Source organism: Acinetobacter sp. YH01009 (assembly GCF_013420765.1).
Taxonomy (GTDB): Bacteria; Pseudomonadota; Gammaproteobacteria; order Pseudomonadales; family Moraxellaceae; genus Acinetobacter; species Acinetobacter amyesii.
In genome coordinates this window covers 17,462-37,813 of sequence record NZ_VOYE01000011.1, presented here as the reverse complement: position 1 = coordinate 37,813, position 20,352 = coordinate 17,462, and the positions used below count along the sequence as shown (strand labels likewise).

Annotated in this window: 16 protein-coding genes and 1 pseudogene; 13 read left to right on the top strand and 4 right to left on the bottom strand. The window is 42.0% G+C overall.

The window, feature by feature from the left end; genetic code table 11:
- Positions 1–285 precede the first annotated feature (285 nt).
- Positions 286–1,641 (top strand): sodium:alanine symporter family protein, encoded by a 1,356-nt coding sequence (locus tag FTT76_RS11395; protein ID WP_180008342.1) that lies wholly within the window; start codon positions 286–288, stop codon positions 1,639–1,641.
- Positions 1,642–1,884: 243 nt separating this feature from the next.
- On the opposite strand, the pseudogene FTT76_RS11390 reads toward FTT76_RS11395, so the two are convergent.
- Positions 1,885–2,241: pseudogene (locus FTT76_RS11390) on the bottom strand (hypothetical protein); the annotation flags it as partial.
- 185 nt (positions 2,242–2,426) lie between these two features.
- On the opposite strand from FTT76_RS11390, the gene radA reads away from it, so the two are divergent.
- The 6 genes from radA (at position 2,427) to FTT76_RS11360 (ending at position 8,194) form a co-directional block, all read left to right on the top strand.
- Entirely contained in the window at positions 2,427–3,815 is a 1,389-nt protein-coding gene (radA, locus tag FTT76_RS11385; protein WP_168378273.1) for a DNA repair protein RadA, read from the top strand.
- A gap of 123 nt (positions 3,816–3,938) precedes the next feature.
- Positions 3,939–4,940 carry a Tim44 domain-containing protein gene (locus tag FTT76_RS11380; RefSeq protein WP_180008344.1) on the top strand — a complete coding sequence of 334 codons (1,002 nt, stop codon included), beginning with the start codon at positions 3,939–3,941 and terminating at the stop codon, positions 4,938–4,940.
- A 203-nt stretch (positions 4,941–5,143) separates the two neighbouring features.
- Positions 5,144–5,491 (top strand): hypothetical protein, encoded by a 348-nt coding sequence (locus FTT76_RS11375; RefSeq protein ID WP_180008346.1) that lies wholly within the window; start codon positions 5,144–5,146, stop codon positions 5,489–5,491.
- Position 5,492: 1 nt separating this feature from the next.
- Positions 5,493–7,244: a PepSY domain-containing protein gene (locus tag FTT76_RS11370; RefSeq protein WP_180008348.1), complete on the top strand. Its 1,752-nt coding sequence runs from the start codon at positions 5,493–5,495 to the stop codon at positions 7,242–7,244.
- Positions 7,241–7,579: a DUF3325 domain-containing protein gene (locus FTT76_RS11365; protein ID WP_180008350.1), complete on the top strand. Its 339-nt coding sequence runs from the start codon at positions 7,241–7,243 to the stop codon at positions 7,577–7,579. The genes FTT76_RS11370 and FTT76_RS11365 overlap by 4 nt, the downstream gene beginning before the upstream one ends.
- Before the next feature lie 102 nt (positions 7,580–7,681).
- Complete coding sequence (locus FTT76_RS11360) at positions 7,682–8,194, top strand: tetratricopeptide repeat protein (protein WP_180008352.1); 513 nt, start codon at positions 7,682–7,684, stop codon at positions 8,192–8,194.
- A gap of 64 nt (positions 8,195–8,258) precedes the next feature.
- Here FTT76_RS11360 and FTT76_RS11355 read toward each other — a convergent pair whose 3' ends face one another.
- The 3 genes from FTT76_RS11355 to FTT76_RS11345 form a co-directional block, all read right to left on the bottom strand.
- Entirely contained in the window at positions 8,259–8,783 is a 525-nt protein-coding gene (locus FTT76_RS11355) for a peptidase C39 (RefSeq protein ID WP_180008354.1), read from the bottom strand.
- A gap of 65 nt (positions 8,784–8,848) precedes the next feature.
- On the bottom strand, positions 8,849–9,796 hold the full coding sequence (locus FTT76_RS11350) for a DUF4424 family protein (RefSeq protein ID WP_180008356.1): 948 nt from the start codon (positions 9,794–9,796) through the stop codon (positions 8,849–8,851).
- Positions 9,797–9,830: 34 nt separating this feature from the next.
- Positions 9,831–10,133 (bottom strand): hypothetical protein, encoded by a 303-nt coding sequence (locus tag FTT76_RS11345; RefSeq protein WP_180008358.1) that lies wholly within the window; start codon positions 10,131–10,133, stop codon positions 9,831–9,833.
- Positions 10,134–10,369: 236 nt separating this feature from the next.
- On the opposite strand from FTT76_RS11345, the gene ahcY reads away from it, so the two are divergent.
- The 6 genes from ahcY (at position 10,370) to FTT76_RS11315 (ending at position 20,348) form a co-directional block, all read left to right on the top strand.
- Positions 10,370–11,752 carry an adenosylhomocysteinase gene (gene ahcY, locus FTT76_RS11340; RefSeq protein ID WP_180008360.1) on the top strand — a complete coding sequence of 461 codons (1,383 nt, stop codon included), beginning with the start codon at positions 10,370–10,372 and terminating at the stop codon, positions 11,750–11,752.
- Positions 11,753–11,968: 216 nt separating this feature from the next.
- On the top strand, positions 11,969–12,805 hold the full coding sequence (gene metF / locus FTT76_RS11335) for a methylenetetrahydrofolate reductase [NAD(P)H] (RefSeq protein ID WP_180008362.1): 837 nt from the start codon (positions 11,969–11,971) through the stop codon (positions 12,803–12,805).
- Positions 12,806–12,837: 32 nt separating this feature from the next.
- A complete protein-coding gene (locus tag FTT76_RS11330; RefSeq protein ID WP_180008364.1) occupies positions 12,838–13,551 on the top strand; it encodes a 16S rRNA (uracil(1498)-N(3))-methyltransferase in 714 nt (237 codons plus the stop codon).
- Between the two features lie 183 nt (positions 13,552–13,734).
- Positions 13,735–16,611: an EAL domain-containing protein gene (locus FTT76_RS11325; protein WP_180008366.1), complete on the top strand. Its 2,877-nt coding sequence runs from the start codon at positions 13,735–13,737 to the stop codon at positions 16,609–16,611.
- 140 nt (positions 16,612–16,751) lie between these two features.
- Entirely contained in the window at positions 16,752–19,031 is a 2,280-nt protein-coding gene (locus FTT76_RS11320; RefSeq protein ID WP_180008368.1) for an NADP-dependent malic enzyme, read from the top strand.
- An 81-nt stretch (positions 19,032–19,112) separates the two neighbouring features.
- Entirely contained in the window at positions 19,113–20,348 is a 1,236-nt protein-coding gene (locus FTT76_RS11315) for a multifunctional CCA addition/repair protein (RefSeq protein ID WP_180008370.1), read from the top strand.
- The last annotated feature ends 4 nt before the right edge of the window (positions 20,349–20,352 follow it).

Genomic DNA, 20,352 nt, shown 5'->3' with positions numbered 1-20,352 from the left:
AGTTTCAGAAAATACAAAATTATTTTTCATCATCTATATTTTCGGATTAAGTGACAAAGTTAATTTATTTTTCTTATATATAAAAATCTTAACCTCTATCCCAAATTCAAAGCGACAAACAAAACAACAATTTACTTGTAAAAACTTCAATTCTATGCAAAAAATATTTTCCCAACGATAAAAAATTTATGCCAAAAATCATGGAAGTTTCTAACAATGGCATATCAATTGCTACAGATATCAAAAATGTAGCATTCACTCAGGACCGATAAGAAGAAAGATACTATGCAAGATCTACACACACTCATGAATACACTCAGCGGTTGGGTCTGGGGCCCATACATGTTGGTCCTCATTGTCGGAACAGGTGTATTCCTCACCTTCCGTTTACTATTCTGGCAATTCCGCATGTTGCCTTTAGCATTTAAACAAGTGTTTGGAAGGCATGAACATGCCAAATCACATGAAGGCGATATTTCACATTTTGCCTCACTTATGACTGCTTTATCTGCAACCATCGGTACAGGTAATATCGCAGGCGTTGCAACAGCCTGCGTCCTTGGTGGCCCCGGTGCAGTATTTTGGATGTGGATGACAGCCCTCTTTGGTATGGCAACCAAATATGGTGAAGGCGTACTCGCTGTAAAGTTTCGTCATAAAAATGAAAATGGCGAAATGAGCGGCGGTCCAATGTACTACATTGAACGTGGACTGAAGTGGAAATGGCTCGCTGTCATTTTTGCCCTCTTTGGTACTTTAGCCTCTTTCGGCATTGGCAGTTCAGTACAGTCCAATACGGTTGCCCTCGCTGTTGAAAATAGTCTCGGACTTGAAACGTGGATTACAGGTATTGTTATTACTATTCTGTCTGCTTTAGTAATTCTCGGCGGAATTAAATCCATCTCTAAAGCATCCTCTTATATCGTACCTATTATGGCTGTCGGTTATGTATTGGGTGGACTAATCATCATTTTAAATAATCTTGAATTGGTGATCCCTGCACTAAAAATGATCTTTAGCTATGCATTTACTGGCGAAGCTGCGGCAGGTGGTGCGATTGGTGCGGCTATTCGTTATGGTGTTGCCCGTGGTGTTTTCTCTAACGAAGCAGGTATGGGTTCTGCACCTATTGCCGCGGCTGCTGCGAAAACGGATCACCCTGCACGTCAAGGTTTAGTTTCAATGACAGGTACATTTATCGATACGATTATCGTGTGTTCTATCACCGGGATTGTTTTGGTCATGGGCTTTATTATGGCAGGCAACAGTTTTGGCGACCAAACTGGTGCAGTTTTAACTATCAGCGTATTTGATAAATTATTACCGGGTTTTGGCGGCTTGATCGTCACCTTCGGGATTATTTTCTTTGCATACTCAACCATTTTAGGTTGGAGTTACTATGGTGAAAAATGCTGTACTTACTTACTTGGTGAAAAGTTTGTCTTGATTTACCGTTTGATTTACATCGCTTCAGTCTTTGTAGGCTGTGTGGCGACTCTTGATCTTGTGTGGTTATTTGCCGATACCTTTAACGGTTTGATGGCTGTACCAAACTTAATTGCGCTGTTGTTACTTTCTGGTGTTATTGCCAAAGAATCGAAGGACTTTATTGCACGTCGTAAATCAGGTGAACTGTACTAATCCTTTCACGCTACTAAACAAAAAGCCACGTGAATTCACGTGGCTTTTTTATTCGGACTGATAATCGATATTTACTTATTGAATCGTACCGATTTGACCATCATCAAATTTGTCGTTTTTCGTGTTGCTTTCATTGGATTCATCCTTTTGATCTGACTCAGCATCTTCAATAAAGCCTTCGCCAAATTGGTCACCAAACTCATTTTCAGCATATTCAGAATCTACAGCACTGGCTTCCATCAGATCCGCTTCGATTTCTAAGGCAATTTCCAAGGATAAAGAAAAGAACAATACCCCCTGAATTTTCATGTTCCCTTGTTCATCTTCAAGATATTCACTGAGAGTTTTATATGCAGGGCTGCTTTCATCAAAAGGTACGTCAAGGTATAAATCACCTGTATAGCTATCGATCAAAGACTCACCTTCTAGCCCCATACAAGGGAAATACTCGAGATTTTGCAGGTCAAACCAGTGCATAACGTCATTACGTACCGTATTTTTCTCAGGATGTTGATGATCATATTCTTCAAAATGCACAAATAACACATCACGATTTTTTTCACGTGCAATGGCATCGATATGTCGTAATAGTTCAGTCATGTGGTGACCCATTTCAAAAAATATAATGCGCTATTATAAAGTGCTTACCCTGTAAAAGTGCATCTGTTGAAAATAAAACGACATCAATTGACCTTCAACAGTCATTTCATGCGATAAAAACTTGGTTTTTCGATGTATTCACCGCTATGCTGTGACTCAATTTGAGTTTGTGCACAGTAAATATTATGGCGAAAGCAAAAAGTGTCTATCGATGTGAACAATGTGGTGCTGATCATCCCAAATGGGCCGGTCAATGTACCGAATGTGGTGAATGGAATTCATTAGTCGAAGTCAGCCTTGCACCCGCCGTTACACACCGTGCACAGCCTAAAATGGGCGGTGGCTATGCAGGTCAAGCCGCAGCAGTGACCACCTTAAATCAAGTTTCTGTTTCGCATGAAACCCGAATGGCAACAGGTATTGGTGAATTTGACCGTGTGCTTGGCGGTGGACTGGTCACAGGTTCAGTAGTGCTGATTGGTGGTGACCCCGGCATTGGTAAATCCACTATTTTGCTACAAACCGCAACCTATATGGCGGCGAGTAAAAGTTCTGCCTTATATGTCACAGGTGAGGAATCTTTGTCTCAGGTGGCGCTACGTGCCCAACGCCTAGATTTGCCGACCGATCAACTCAAAGTCATGGCAGAAACCTGTGTCGAGCGTATTTGCGAAGTATTGGCACATGAACGCCCTGCCGTGGCCATTTTAGATTCGATCCAAACCTTATACACCGAGACACTCCAGTCTGCGCCGGGCGGTGTTTCCCAAATTCGTGAATCGGCTGCACTCCTGACCCGCTTTGCCAAAAATAGTGGCACAGCATTGTTTATTGTCGGTCATGTAACAAAAGAAGGTTCTTTGGCTGGCCCTCGTGTGCTTGAGCACATGGTCGATTGTGTTTTGTATTTTGAAGGTCAGTCTGACTCGCGCTTCCGTATGATTCGTGCAGTGAAAAACCGTTTTGGTGCAGTCAACGAGCTTGGTGTATTTGGCATGACCGATAAAGGTCTGCGCGAGGTATCAAACCCCTCCGCTATTTTCCTGAGTCGTTATGATGAAGCCATTCCGGGCTCTATCGTCATGATTAGCCGTGAAGGTACACGCCCACTTTTGGTTGAAGTTCAGGCTTTGGTGGATGATGCGCACGGACAGCCTCGACGCGTGGCCTTAGGTTTAGAACAAAACCGTTTAAACATGCTTTTAGCGGTTATGCACCGTCATGGTGGCGTACAAACTGCAGGACAAGATGTCTATGTCAATGTCGTGGGTGGTTTAAAAATCACAGAAACCGGTTCTGACCTTGCGGTACTTTTAGCCTGCGCCTCTAGCTTAAGAGCTAAAGCCCTGCCACAGCATTTGGCGGTATTTGGCGAAGTTGGACTTTCAGGCGAAATCCGTCCTGTACCCAATGGACAGGAACGACTCAAAGAAGCCATTAAGCATGGCTTCAAAACCATTATTTTACCGCGTGGGAATGCACCGCAAAAACCAATTTCAGGTGTAGAGATTATTTCTGTCGCACGTTTACATGAGGCATTGAGTCAGGCAATTACGCTGACCGATGAGTCTTAGTCACGTTGAATCGTTTATTTTGAATGAATTTTCAATTTTTTACCGATGTTCTATTGAAATTCAGTACAAATGGCGGCATAACTAGATGGCTATTTTAACTTTATATAGATATAGGAAAATTTGATGGAAGTTCGACAGCGTGGTTTGATGACTGCTCTTTTAACAGCAGCCCTTTTGGTAGCGCCGATTGCAGAAGCGAAACGTGCCGGTGGTGGTAAAAGCCATGGTATGAGCCGTCAAGCTGCTCCAACTCAGTCTTATCAGCAACCTCGTCAATCTGCTCCTGTTCAACAGCCTGCAACTGCTGGCGCTCCAGCTAAATCTGGCTCGAATGTGGGCGGAATGGTTGCAGCTGGTGTGGCTGGTGCTGCAATTGGTGCAGTCGCTGCAAATGCGATGGCCGATGACAATAACGGTCAAGCAGCTTCTGAAGCGCAAGCTCAACAACAGGAAGAGAAAGGTGGTATTCCAGGCTGGATCTGGATTTTACTTGCCGCTGCTGTTGCCTTCTTCATTTTCCGTAAGATGGGCGCAAAAAAAAAACTAGCCACTAACAATCCGTATGCGCCAAACAGCGGTGCAAACAATGCACCGTTTGGCCAACAAAATGCTGCACCTCGTGCAGGCAATGACAATACGAATATTTTTGGTAATTCTGTAGGCGGTAATTCAGCAGCTTCAAATGCTCCATTTGGTGCAGCTGCTGCAACGAACGCGCCTTTTGGTGCTGCCTATACCAACAGCGGCAATCAATTGCCTGATGGTACAGAACCAGCAACATTTTTACGTGTTGCACGTCAGCGTTTTAACCACATTCAATCGATGAATACTGCAAGCAACATTTCTGAAATTCAGCGTTACTTAACGCCTGACCTTTACCAGTCTATGTATAACGACATTATGGCGAATAAAGATGAAGACGTTGCTGAGTTTTCTAACTTAAATGCTATGGTGGTCGATTCTGCTAACGAAAATGGTCAATACGTTGTAAGTGTGCGTTTTACAGGTACTGTAAGTGAAGACTTAAATAGCCTGCCACAGCCTTTTGCTGAAATATGGCATTTTGTTAAACCTGCGGGTTCTGATCAAGACTGGTTAGTTGCAGGCATTCAACAAGAGCAATAATGTAGACACATAAGCATTCTTGCATTCTAAAATAGCGACTTTGGTCGCTATTTTTTTGCCTTTAATTCCCCCTCTTTTTAAATTTATTTCTACTCAGCATGCTGAAAAATCAATAATTTTGTGAATACATTATTCTAATTATTAATAATAATTGTTATCATTTAGATTAACTTTAATACAATTTCCAAGCGCTTAAGTATTTTATGAATAACTCACCACCTGAGGCACTCGTGACACCCCTCACATCTGCGCTGCCTAAAACGCGTAAAGATACTCCTTCTCTATTGACCTATCGCTTGATGATTTTCTATCGCTTTGCCCTCGCTTTAGTGGGCGGATATGTTGTCGCGATGCTATCTGCCATCGTGATCGCAGATGTGTTTAGCGAAGACCGTGGGAGTGCAGCCATGAGTGCAACTTTAATTGCATTTATCCTGTGGAGCTGTGCATTTATTTGGGTCTTTATGGTGAATAAAACCCTCAAAGCAACTTTAGGCATTGTGATCCCTGCGGTGTGTTTGTATGCCATTTACATGATGATGGGAAGCTAAAATGCGTGTTGATGCAAAAGTAGAGGGACCGCGCCAGTCCATGTCTTGGCTGCATACATGGGCTAGCCTAATCTTAGGTTGGTTGCTGTATGCTATTTTCCTGACCGGAACCCTGAGCTTCTTTAAAAATGAAATCAATGTTTGGATGACACCTGAGCTGCATCAATCTGTTCCAGCCAGTTCACAAGTCCAACAAACTCAAGTCGCACTGAATTATTTACAGCAAAATCATCCGAATGCAGGTGCTTGGAATATTTTGCTGCCGAATACGCGTCAAAATGCCACCTTAATTACCGTTCGTGAACAAGGTGAAGACCCTCGCGCACGCCGTGGTGGTAAACAAATCTACATTGATAGTGCTACAGGTGAAGTGCTTGAGCCGCGCGATACGCGTGGTGGTAATTTTCTCTATCGTTTCCATTTCGAACTTTATGGTATGCCACGTATGTGGACGCGATGGTTTGTCGGGATAGCGACACTGTTGATGTTAGTTGCCATCATTAGTGGTGTGATTACTCATAAAAAAATCTTTAAAGATTTCTTTACGTTCCGTTCAGGCAAAGGACAACGTTCTTGGCTCGATGCACATAATGCAACCGCAGTATTTGCGCTTCCTTTCCACATCATGATCACCTTTAGTGGCCTGTTGCTGCTGTTATTTACGATCATGCCTTGGGGGATTGAACGTATTTATGAAAACCGGGGACAATTTTTACAAGAACAAAATCGTGCCCTAGTTCAAGAAAATAAACCTGAAGGACGTGAATCTGCTCAAGGACGCGAAGAACGTGGCGAACGCCCACAGCAAGCCCGTGCCAATTCTGCACAAAACCCAGGTGAAAATCGCGCTGAGGGCCGTGGTGAAGGTCGAGGAGATCATCGCTCTAAACGTGAAGAGCAACCTGTTGTTGCTGCGCCGCTGACCAACTTAGCACCAATCGTGACTGCGGTTCAGGCTGAATGGAAAACTAATCCTATTAGCACCGTTAGCATCATTGCACCGAATACAGACCAAGCTAAAATTGAGCTACGCGCCTTACATGGTGAAAGTGTTGCATATCGAAATGTCTATGCAAGCAAACAATTTGATGGCGTAACTGGCAAAGACTTAACTGACGAAAGTGCCAAGTTAAAGCACCCTTCTGTACCGATGGGTATTTACAATGTAGTGACCACGCTACATGAAGCACGCGGTGTAGACTTAGCTCTACGTTGGCTGCTGTTTATTTCAGGAATTGTAGGCACCCTGATGGTCGCTACAGGTCTCATTTTGTGGTGTGTAAAACGTGCGCCGCAACAGCAAAAACAAGGCTTTAAATCATTTGGCTACCGCACGGTTGAAGTGACCAATATTGCAGCGATTATTGGTTTACCCATTGCCTGTGCAGCATTTTTCTATGCCAACCGTTTTATTCCCTCACAGCTTGAAAACCGTTCGGAATTAGAAATTCGAAGTTTCTTTATTGTTTGGCTACTGACGCTTGTTTATGCGATGTTCCGTACACACCGTCAAGCGTGGCTAGAACTTTTAGCTTTTGCCACAGCAATTTTTGCCTTACTGCCGATTGTAAACTTCATGACTGGTGGTCAACCGCTTTGGAATACCATGGCAAATGGCCAATGGATGATTGCCTCCTTTGATCTTGCAATGTGGCTTTTGGCTATCTTGTTTGCCTATTCATTTTACAAAGTGAAAAAGCATAAAGGACTGCCTGTTAAAAAAGCACGTGGCACAAAGGAGGTTGAAGCATGATGTTCTTTCTCCTGATTTGGACACTGAGTAGCTTAGGTTTTTTTGCCTTGGCAAGCAGCATGTCAAAACATCAAAAGCAGTTCTACAGCAAAGAACTAAGTGTGGGCCAAACACGGTTAGCCACGCTAGTCGGCTGGGCGCTATTGATCATCGCCTTGATAATTTGCCTCTCTCTTGGCACGCCGAGCAATAACATCAGTTATTGGTTTGGCGCGCTGACTATTGCGGCTTTATTTGTCGGGCTATGTATTAGTTATATCGCTGAATATTTTTGGAAAATTATTGGTGCATTGGTTGTCGTATTTGTATTGTCAGCTGTGTTATTGAAATTTTAATTCATTAGACAAGCTTCTCTAAACATTGAAAGCCAATCTTCGGATTGGCTTTTTTCATGCCAACCGATTAGGCTATGCCTATTCTGCTCTTTTGGATTACACATGTCTGAACTTTCGATCTCTCCTGCTTTATATAACCGTGCCATGGCAGGCAATAAAGATGCTCAATTTGAACTGGCTGAAATTTATATGCAAAGTGAAAATGATGAGCATGTTGAACTTGCAGAAGAATGGGCACTCAAAGCAGCTCAGTTAGGTCATGTAGAAGCAATGTATTGGCTGGGTGAAGGCTATGCAGTCTATGCCAAAGATATGCTCGAAGAAGATCCGGAAGAATCTAAAACCTATTTTGAACATGCGCACCGCTGGTTAGAACAAGCGGCGAAGCATGACCATCCTGCTGCTATTTTAGAATTGGCCAATTTTTACCGTCGCGGCGATGTGGTGGAAAAAGATGTCGCTAAATCCATTGAACTGGTTGAACAATCTGCAAAATTAGGTGAAGTTCAGGCCATGCGTGATTTGGCTTTTATTTATGCCAATGGATTAGGCATCGACGCCGATGAAGAAAAAGCAGATTTTTGGAATGAAAAAGCCAATATGGCTGAGCAATAATCCAATTATTTTCTAAAAAATAAAGCCCATCTCATGATGGGCTTTTTTCATTCAACAATATGGCTCAGCTCGCCACATAATCATTTACATCCACAATAATGACTTGTCGGCAAATGCCTTCCGCACCACGCTGCTGTTCAAATACGTCTGCTGGCATGGCATCAAAGCTGTCAAAGAAACTGATCTCTGTCTCATCAATGTCATACACCAAGGAATGATTCCCCACGCCTTCTAGGGTGTCGTAATAGACAATCACAAACTGATTTTGTTCAAAAGCCTGCTGGATTTGTGCATAGCCAATTGCAGGTAATATAGGCAGTTCCAATTGATCCGCTTCTGCATAGCTGCGTTTTTCACTGTCTTGCAGCTCAGGATCATGCTCTGTGTAAAACTTTACTAGAAAGCCAAACTTTTTCAGTCCTACAGCCAAACCAATGGTTGTTGTGCCATGGCCAGCTTCATAAGCGCAAACTTCGATGAGCTGCTGAATGTCTGCATCTATACCTAAGTGCTGCAGCAACATCCACACTGCATAAATGCCGCCATTGGCTTCTAAATTTGCCAACTCATCAGGTATTTCCATCGACATATATCAAAACTCAAAATTGCTTATGGACGATGATAAACAAATCGCAGCAGTTTTGCCTGCAAGTTTTAATCCAGACCTGATTTCACATGCACAAAAATAATGTCCAAATCTTGTTTGGGCACAAAATTCTTTTCAACCATTTGAAACTGCGTAGCGCTGATTTTCTTCACTTTACCTGCCCAGCAAAATGAAACCAGTTCGTTAGCATCACGCTCGATAGTCAGTTTAAAATCTTGAATAGGCTTTGCCCAATTGGCGCCAGTTTTTAAGATATATCCCAGTGCTTGAAATGGTGCATGCTGTGATTTGGCCTTTCTGAGTCCTGCCTTAAACTTTTGATCCATACAATAACTTTGATTATATTCATCAGGATATAAAGCCACAGACCCGCCCACCAGCGGTGCATATTGATGCTGTACACGTGTGGGCGCATTGGCTTTAAACGTTTGCTTCCAGCTATAAATCACCTGAGATGACCATGAAATGACTTCACTCGGATCTTTGGGCAAAACTTTTTGCAAAGCTGCATTTTTACAGTTTCTGAGTTTTTCCTCGAAAGTTTCATATTCATCATCTTGCCTGCTCCACGGATTCAGCATGTCTTTTTCCGTAAACCCGCATTGCTTAAAACTCTCCGTCATATCAATCGGGGCTGTTTTTTCATCTTTTTGAATAAAAGTGCGCACATGCATTTCAGGCTGAATCATTTTTCCATTCACCTGAACTTTAAAACTTTTTAGCAATTTTTCAGTATTGGCAAAATCAGATTCAAAGAAGTTTTCAATTTTTGGCAGTGGAAAGAGTATGGTTTCAGTCACGTCTTTATTGCTCAGATTTTTAAACTGATAATCGACCTTGATCATTTTTTTACTGATAAACAGGTCTTCACTGAACATTTGAATGTCTTTATTTTTCAGGTACTGTACACCGCCTGTTGCCACGTAGCCTGTTGAATCGTTGGCATATGTTAGTGCTGAAAAACACAAGCATATGAATGCAGTTAATTTTTTCATTATTAGCTTCCAATTTTTTATATTTAAAATTGCACTAGAATATCATCGACCATTTTTCAGGAATATACTCAGAAATTAGCCCTATCCCGATAATTATAAGGGCAATGATGCCAATCAAAATAATAAAACTCACTGCTTTTATGACTACTCTAAGGGTTAAATTTAAGCCTTTCGTATAATTTTCAATAAAGCCTGAAAATTTAAATAAGGATAAAACCCCAATCAAAATTAAAGGCAGAAAAAAAATATTTTGTGGTGAAAAGTCGCCTCGCCTTGCTGAGACAGCTTGTGAAGATACGAGTAAAACTAGGAAAATATTAAATTTTAATATATTCATGATATGTACGTTATTATCTTTTTATTATCAGATTATTCATCTACATATTAACCAATTTTTGATTGGAACTCACTCTATTTCCAAGTACAATACTGCCCTAGCCGAGGGATGCTGCGACTTTCTTATAGGCACTAAATATAAGATCGCTAGGCTCGACGATTCGGTTGGACACTCGTTCCAATCAACAACGGCATCCGCGAACTGAATGATCAATTGTTTTTATTAAGGAGATCGTGATGAACGCGGTTAATGCTTCATTTACAGATTACAAAGTTGCCGATATTTCACTAGCTGACTACGGCCGTAAAGAAATCAAACTTGCTGAAGCAGAAATGCCTGCTCTTATCGGCTTACGTAAACGCTATGCTGCGGCTAAACCGCTTGCTGGCGCAAAAATTCTTGGTTGTATCCACATGACCATTCAAACTGCAGTTTTAATTGAAACTCTAGTTGAATTGGGCGCGGAAGTTCGTTGGACTTCATGCAACATCTTTTCTACTCAAGATCATGCTGCTGCTGCAATTGCTGCTGCGGGTATTCCTGTATTTGCTTGGAAAGGCGAAACAGAAGAAGAATACATGTGGTGTCTTGAACAACAAATCAATGTGAACGGTACACCTTGGGATGCCAACATGATTCTGGATGATGGCGGTGACTTAACTGCGCTTGTTCACGAAAAATATCCTGAAGTGATTGCTAAAATCCACGGTATTACAGAAGAAACCACTACAGGTGTTCAACGTCTTTACGAAATGCACCGCGACGGTACTTTAAAAGTTCCAGCGATTAACGTAAATGACTCTGTCACTAAGTCTAAAAACGACAACAAATACGGCTGCCGTCACTCACTTAACGATGCAATCAAACGTGGTACAGATATGCTTTTATCTGGTCGTCGTGCGCTTGTAATCGGTTATGGTGACGTAGGTAAAGGTTCTGCTCAATCACTTCGTCAAGAAGGCATGATTGTACGTGTCACTGAAGTTGACCCTATCTGTGCAATGCAAGCATGCATGGACGGTTTCGAAGTTGTTGCTCCGTATAAAAATGGCATTCAAACGGGTAAGAAAGAAGACATCAACCTTGATCTTCTTCAAAATACTGACTTGATCGTAACAACAACTGGTAACTACCACGTATGTGACGCTGCAATGCTTGATTCATTAAAAGCTGGCGCTGTAGTTTGTAACATCGGTCATTTCGATACTGAAATCGACACAAATTACTTACGTGGTTACAAGTGGGTTGAAGTGAAGCCACAAGTTCACCAAGTGTATCGTACAGAAAATGAAAACGATTACTTAATCCTTCTTTCTGAAGGCCGTTTGGTGAACCTTGGTAATGCAACCGGTCACCCTTCACGTATTATGGATGGTTCTTTTGCCAACCAAGTGTTGGGTCAAATGCACCTATTCGCTGAAAAATTTGCTGATCTTCCTGAAGATCAAAAACAAGCTGCAATCCGCGTAGAACTTATTCCTAAGAAATTAGACGAAGAAGTTGCTGCTGCAATGGTTGCTGGTTTCGGCGGCGTATTAACGACTTTGACTCAAGAACAAGCGGATTACCTCGGTGTTCAAGTTGAAGGCCCGTTCAAAGCTGAGGCTTATAAATACTAAGTTTTATAAATACCTCTCCCTAACCCTCTCCTGAGCGTGCTTCAAGCACTGCTTTGAAGCTCAGCGCAAGAGAGGGAACTCTTCATTGTGAAAGCAAATTTGATGTTAACTCCAAATCACTATTACTTTCATAATGGAAGTCCCTTCTCCCTCTGGGAGAAGGTTAGGATGAGGGGATTTTTTTAAATAAAAGTATTTATAAAAAAGGATTTGAACATGTCAAAACAGATTCCTATTTCCTTTGAGTTTTTCCCGACCAAAACTGATGCGGGCGCGGAAAAACTTAAAGTTGTACACCAAGAACTACAATTATTAAATCCTGAATTTTTCTCTGTAACATACGGTGCAGGCGGTTCTACCCGTGAACGTACTTTGTCTACATTGAACGACTTCAACGGTAAAGGCACACCGGTTGCCCCTCACCTGTCTTGTATTGGTGACAGCAAAGCACGTATTGCTGAATTGCTGGATTTATATAAATCACAAGGTATTGACCGTATTGTTGCGCTGCGCGGCGACTTGCCGTCTGGTCAAGTGGGCTTAGGCGAATTGCCTTATGCAACGGACTTGGTACGTTTCATTCGTGAGCACACTGGTGATCATTTCAAAATTGAAGTTGCAGCATACCCAGAAATGCACCCGCAAGCAGACAGCTTTGATCTCGACATCAAACGTTTCTGCGATAAAGCCAATGCAGGCGCTAATGCAGCACTCACACAATTCTTCTTTAATCCAGATGCCTATTTCTACTTTGTAGAGCGCATTCAAAAAGAAGGCGTGAACATTCCTGTCGCTCCAGGCATTATGCCGATTACCAATGCAAGCAATTTAATTCGTTTTGCTGATGGTACAGGTGCAGAAATTCCTCGCTGGATTCGCAAACAGCTTGCGACTTATGGCGACGACACAGCGTCAATCAAAGCCTTTGGTCATGAAGTGATTGTGAAACTTTGCGAACGCCTGATTGCTGGTGGTGCGCCAAGCCTGCACTTCTACACCATGAATACCACTGACCCTACACGTCAACTTGTGAAAGACCTCGGTCTTGCATAAGACATTTCGACCTTTTTGAGAGTAAAACTTTAATGCCACGTTTTTATATTGAAGCTGATTTAACTGTTGATACGACTGTTGAATTAACGGAAACAGTGTTTCATCACTGGGTAAAAGTTTTACGTGCTCAAGTAGGCGAAACAGCCACTTTGTTCAATGGGCAAGGTGGCGAATACCATGTTGAATTGGTTGAAGTCGCTAAAAAGTCAGCTGCCGTCCAAGTTTTGCAATTCAATCCAAGCAATCGCACACCACATTTTACAGCGCTCTTGGGTCAAGTGATGAGCAAAGGCGACCGCATGGATTATGCGATTCAAAAAGCGGTGGAACTCGGTGTTTCTGAAATTCAACTACTCACTTCAGAACGTTGTGAAATGCGTTTGAAGTACGATCGTGATCAAAAGAAACTCGACCATTGGCAAGGCATTGCTATTGCAGCTTGCGAACAGTGTGGTCTCAACATTGTCCCTAAAGTACTTGCGCCACTTTCCCTTGAAAAATGGTTGGAAAGTGATCTGCCGACAACCAAGTTGGTACTCGCACCCAATAAAGATGAAGTTGATGTATTAGCTGATGCTGACCCGTACTTTGCCTTACTGATTGGCCCTGAAGGTGGCTTGAGCGAAGCCGAGATCAGCGCCGCAAATGAGAAAGGTTTTGTGAACTGGTGTATCGGTGAACGTGTCCTTCGCACAGAAACTGCACCTGTAGTTGCACTTTCAATTTTAAATTATAAATTTATTTAATTTTTACTCGATAGTTCATCTGAAAGCATCAATGATGGCATCCTTGATATTGCTTTTTATTTGTAACGCAATTACCCTAGAGTCAATAAAAACAAATGATTTGTTACTAAGAATAAACAAATACTCTCAGGAACAATACAAATACAACGATCTAAATTTGGTTAAGGCAGGGTTTTTATATTCATGACGTATAAACAAGATGAATATATCAAGCAGTACAATCATACTGCTCAAATTGCGAACACGATTCGCCATAGCCGCTATTTTTTAGTCAGTATCCTGATTATTTGCTTATATATTTTTTCGATATATCAAATTTTTTATAAATCACCATCTTTGTATTTCAATATTTGGTTTATTTTTACCGAAGTTTTTGTCAGTTTATGCTGGCTGATCAGCACCGTTTATTTTAAACCTGAACAATATTCACTGATGATTGCGCATCGTTGGCTACAATTTCAGTGTTTTTCTGTCGGCACACTGATTGCGAGCGGTATTTTTTTAATTTTTTATTATTTACCTGCGACCAATCAAAGCTTTGAACCAATTCAAGCCCTGACACTCTCTGCCCTACTCTTGATCGTGACGCAAACCTTTGGTTTGACCTATTTGACGCAAAAACTTAATTATTTCTGTTTAGCCTTTATCCCGTCTATCGTGCCCTATCTGATTGCACAGTTCTTTTTCTTAGATGGTTCAAATCACTTATTTAGCCTGAGTATTAATTTTGGGCTCATTGTGATTCTAATGTGCGCCATGACGTCATATCGCATTCATCGTCGTGTATCGACTTTACATGCTAAAAATAACCTACTGGTCGATAGTGCCAAGCAACAAGTCAAATGGACTGATGAACTGTGTCAGCAGCTCCAAGATGAAGTCAACAAATCACGAGACATCGAATTACAGCTACAACTGGGTAACCAAATCCTTGAACAGAAAGTTAAAGAGCGGACCTTCGACATTGAGCAAATGAACAAGGATTTAGAAAACCAACAAGCCAATTTAGTCCTTGCGCATGAAATCGCCGGTTTACGTCCTTGGGATTGGAACATCAAAGACCGTAAAATCGTTGTCACCAACTATAAGCAAGAAAAAACCCTTAGACATTCGAAAGAGCATCAGCAACAGTTACAACATGTGATCCATCCTGATGATATCCCACATTTTAAATCAGCGATGATTCAACATCTTCGTGGATTTAAAGACCGTTATGAGGCCACCTATCGGATTCAAAACAGTCAAGGAAAATGGAGTTGGGTACATGATATTGGGCGAGTCATTCAACGCGATCCAGATAACCGCAAGCCCTTGCGCATGGTCGGTATTCGTCGTGATATCCATCAAGAACGGACGTCTCAAGAACGTTTAAAACTTGCAGCCAGCGTACTCGAACAAGCTGCTGAAGGGATTTTCATTTTAAATGAAGAGCTGTGCTATATCGAAGTCAATCCGTTTTACGAACAATTAACCGGCTTTAACTACGACCAAATTATTGGCAAACATCTATTTGATATCACAGCAAATTACAAATCAATTCAACGCAGTATGCACTACTCGATCATTAAACAAGTGCTGAAAATTGGTGAATATGATGGTGAGTTGCACGAAAAATTTCTTTCAGGTAAAGAACTGACGCTATGGATGCATATTAATGCGATTACTGATGATCAAAACCGCGTTACCCATTATATCGGGATCGTCTCAGACCTGACCGAACGTAAATTGCAAGAACAACGTTTATCTTATTTAGAAAATTATGACACCTTAACGGATTTGCCGAACCGTTTTTATTACAACTATCAACTGCATCAATATTTAGTTTCACAGCAAGATTCGATTAAACAGTTGGCCGTCATTCGTTTAAACATCGACCGTTTCCGTCCATTAAATGAATATCTCAGCAACAATGGTGGTGACGAACTGTTACGCCAAGTCGCACAGCGTTTACGTCTAACCAATGCCGAAGCATTATTTGTTGCGCATTTAAATGGCGATGATTTTGCGATTGTGTATGAAATTTCACATATCCGCCCTTCTGTGCAAGAGCATTGTGAACGCATCAATAAAGCCTTTAGCATTCCATTTAATATTTTTGGCCAAGAACATGTCATCACTTTATCGATGGGCGTCGCGTTCTATCCTGAGCATGGCCGTCAGCTAGATTATCTAAATAACTGTGCAGAACAAGCGCTGAGCGAAGCTAAAAATTTGGGAGGCAATACTACACGTTATTATTCCAATGAAAATACCGCATTATTAGAGCAAGGGATCTTCTTGGAACGCGACTTGCGTAAAGCCATTCAAAATAATGAGCTGGTGGTGTATTACCAACCGAAGATCAATTTCCGTGATAAAAATATTTACGGTTTTGAAGCCTTGGTGCGCTGGAATCATCCTGAAAAAGGCTTAATACCACCGGGCTTATTTATTCCTTTAGCAGAACAAACCAGTTTAATTTCCGATATCGGGCGTTTTGTCCTGCAAAAAACCGCGCAGCAAATTCGCTTTTGGAATAATTTGGGTTATCAAAATATTTGTGTATCCGTCAATATTGTTGCACAGCAACTGCGCCGTGGACAATTATTAAATGATTTAGATGAAGCGATAGATGCCAATCAAATTGATGGTGCCAGTCTGGAACTGGAAATTACAGAATCTTCTTTGGTCGAAAATCTAGATTCAGTACGTGAACTATTAAACGAAATAAAAAAACGTAAAATCAATATTTCACTTGATGATTTTGGCACTGGCTACTCATCTCTATCGTATCTGGCTGATTTTCCAATTGATATTTTAAAAATAGATCGCAGTTTTATCTCTAAAATTGGTGAAAATAAACAATTGGCCATCGTTAGTGCCATGATTGCCATGGGTAAAGCGATGGGCATGACGGTAGTCGCTGAAGGGATTGAAACTGAACAGCAGTTACAGTATCTACAAGACTTAGAATGTGACATTGCTCAAGGCTATTTTTTCTCTAAGCCACTGCCACAAGAAGAGGCAACCGTGTTCCTTGAAAATAATATCTCTTCGCCTGCTTATACTTACTTAATATAAGTCACTATGCCTGAGCTATAAGATTGTCTGAAAAAGACGCGACTTCGACTGTCCCAACTGTGCAACTAATGTTATATTCAAGCGGATAAAGCAAGCATTGCAGCTTTATATTGGATAAACAAAACACAATCGAGATACAGATGGACGATCAATCTTTAAAACAGCAGGCTTTGTATTATCACGAATTTCCAACTCCGGGGAAAATCAGCGTTACACCAAGCAAACAATTGGTCAACCAACACGATTTAGCCCTCGCATACTCGCCAGGTGTCGCTGCACCTTGTTTAGAAATTGAACGCGACCCATCTACTGCTGCACTTTACACAGCGCGCGGTAATCTTGTTGCTGTAGTCAGTAACGGTACAGCCGTACTGGGCTTAGGTAACATTGGTCCTTTAGCGTCAAAACCTGTTATGGAAGGTAAAGGCGTTCTATTCAAAAAATTCGCTGGTGTTGATGTTTTTGACATTGAAATTGCTGAAAACGATCCAGACAAAATCGTAGATATCGTTGCAGCATTAGAACCAACTTTCGGTGGTATCAACCTTGAAGACATCAAGGCCCCAGAGTGTTTCTACATCGAGCAAAAACTTCGTGAACGCATGAATATTCCTGTGTTCCATGATGACCAACACGGTACATCGATCATTGTGGGTTCTGCATTACTGAATGCACTTCAACTCAATGGCAAAAAAATTGAAGAAATCAAAATTGTCGCTTCTGGCGCAGGTGCTGCTGCCCTTTCATGTTTGAACTTACTTTGCGCACTTGGCGTAAAAAAAGAAAACATCGTTGTGGCAGATTCACGCGGTTTATTGACGAATAAACGTGAAGGCTTGGATGAGTCGAAAAAGGCATACGTTCAAGACATCGAAGGCTCTCAGCTTGCTGATGTAATGGAAGGTGCGGACATGTTCCTCGGTCTTTCTGCAGCAGGTATTTTGACCAAAGAAATGGTTAAAGTCATGGCGAAAGATCCGATTATCTTTGCCCTTGCTAACCCAGACCCTGAAATTCTTCCTGAACACGCACATGAAGCACGTCCAGACGTGATTATGGCAACTGGTCGTTCAGACTATCCAAACCAAGTGAACAATGCGCTTTGCTTCCCTTATATCTTCCGTGGTGCACTCGATGTTGGTGCTACAACAATTAATGAAGAGATGAAGATTGCTTGTGTACATGCGATTGCTCGCATGGCACATGTCGAAGCTGATGCTGCATCGTATGGTGAAAAATCTGCTTCATTTGGTCGTGATTACCTCATTCCCCGCCCATTAGATCAACGTTTGATTCTTGAGATTGCACCTGCAATTGCACAAGCAGCGATGGATTCAGGTGTTGCAACTCGTCCAATTCAAGACTTCTCTGCGTATCGTCAACGTTTGTCTGAGTTTGTTTATAACTCTGCATTCATGATGAAACCAATTTTTGCGCAAGCAAAAACTGATCCAAAACGCATTGCATATGCTGAAGGTGAAGATTTACGTGTACTTCGCGCGGTGCAAATTGCTGTTGATGAAGGTTTGGCAAAACCAATCCTTGTCGGTCGCCCTGCAGTCATTGAAGCAAACATCAAGAAATTAGGCCTACGTCTTGAAGACGGCGTGAACATCACTATCGTCGATCAAGAGAAAAACCCTGATTATGATAAGTTTGCTGACGATTATTACAGCATCATGCAGCGTAAAGGTGTAACGCCTGAATACGCTCAGCGTGAAGCACGCCGCCGTTCTACACTTATTGCGGCAATGTTGGTTCGTCATGGTGTCGCTGACGGTATGCTATGTGGTACTTATTCAAGCTATGACATTCACTTAGACTTCGTCAGCAATGTGATTGGGCTAAAAGAAGGCCGCAATAACTTCTTTACGCTGAATGCATTGATGCTTGAAGATCGTAACTTGTTTATTGCCGATACTTACATTAACCGTAACCCAACAGCTGAACAACTTGCTGAAATGACCATTTTAGCGGCTGAAGAAGTACGCCGTTTTGGTATTACGCCACGTGTAGCATTGCTTTCTCACTCAAGTTTCGGTTCTGACCAAAATGATCCTAGCGCACAAAAAATGCGTAAGGTTTATGATATTTTATCAGAAATTGCACCTGAACTTGAAGTTGAAGGTGAAATGCATGGTGATGCCGCACTGGATGAAAATATTCGTCATTTCGCATACCCGAACTCACGTTTTAAAGGTTCTGCGAACTTGCTGATTATGCCTAATCTGGATGCAGCGAACATTTCGTTCAACTTGTTGAAATCAACATCGGGCAGTAACGTGACGATTGGCCCAATTCTTTTGGGTGCTGCAAAACCTGTTCATATTTTAACGCCAACAGCGACAACTCGCCGTTTAGTGAATATGACTGCATTGACTGTTGCAGAGATTCAAGAAAACGAAAAATTAGCACTCTAATTTAGTTGACCTGAACACACTTTGTGACTTGAGAAAACCTCTGTTCTGTAGCATGATTGCTCTAAGAATAGAGGTTTTTTCATGCAAGTTTATTTAGTAGGCGGTGCAGTTCGAGATCACTTGCTCGGGCACCCCTATCACGAAAAAGATTATGTCGTTGTCGGTGCAACGCCGGAACAATTACTTGCTCAAGGTTATCAACCTGTGGGTAAAGATTTCCCTGTTTTTCTTCATCCAGAGACCAAAGACGAATATGCCTTAGCCCGTACAGAACGTAAGTCTGGACATGGGTATCATGGCTTTGAATTTTATACCGACGTCAATGTCACACTCGAACAAGATCTCATTCGACGTGACCTCACGATCAATGCGATTGCTATGGATGATGCAGGTCAGATTTATGATCCCTACCATGGTCAACAAGATTTAGAGCGACGCATCCTTCGCCATGTGTCTGATGCCTTCGTCGAAGATCCTTTGCGAGTTCTGCGGATTGCACGTTTTGCGGCACGTTATAAAGCTTTAGGTTTTAAAGTGGCTGAAGAAACACTTGCGCTGATGCAAGATCTCGCTCAATCTGGCGAACTTGAAGCCCTTACACCTGAACGTGTATGGAAGGAAACGTCTCGTGCGTTAATGGAAGACCATGCAGATGAATATTTTGGAGTCTTAAGAGCCTGTGGTGCTTTAAAAGTCTTGTTCCCAGAAATTGATGCGTTATACGGTATTCCACAGCGTCCTGAATATCACCCTGAAATAGACTGCGGCATTCACACCATGATGTCGCTACAGCAAGCCTGTCGTGCCAATTATTCTCTGGATGTTCGTTTTGCCGTACTGGTACACGACTTAGGCAAAGCACTTACTCCAGTAGATGAGTTACCGCGCCATATCATGCATGAAGAACGTGGTGTAAAACCCGTTACCGAAGTCTGTGACCGTATGCGTGTTCCCACCAATACCAAGCAATTGGCCATCTCAGTATGTAAAGAGCATTTAAAATGCCATCAAGCCTTGAGTTTAAAACCGGGTACATTATGGCGTCTGTTACAACGCATGGATGTACTACGCCGTCCTGAACGCGTAGAGGCCTTTGTACAAGCCTGTGAATGTGATTCACGTGGTCGCTTAGGTTTAGAGGATCGTGCCTATCCGCAAGCTCAATACATTTTAGATGCCATGCAGGTGGTTCGCAATATTAAAGCTGCCGATCTTCCACCTGATGTATCAGGGCCGGATATTGGTGAAATGCTGATTGAACGACGTATCCAAGCCATTGCAGAACTAAAAACCAGTCAATATGCAGTTGAAGCATAATTAG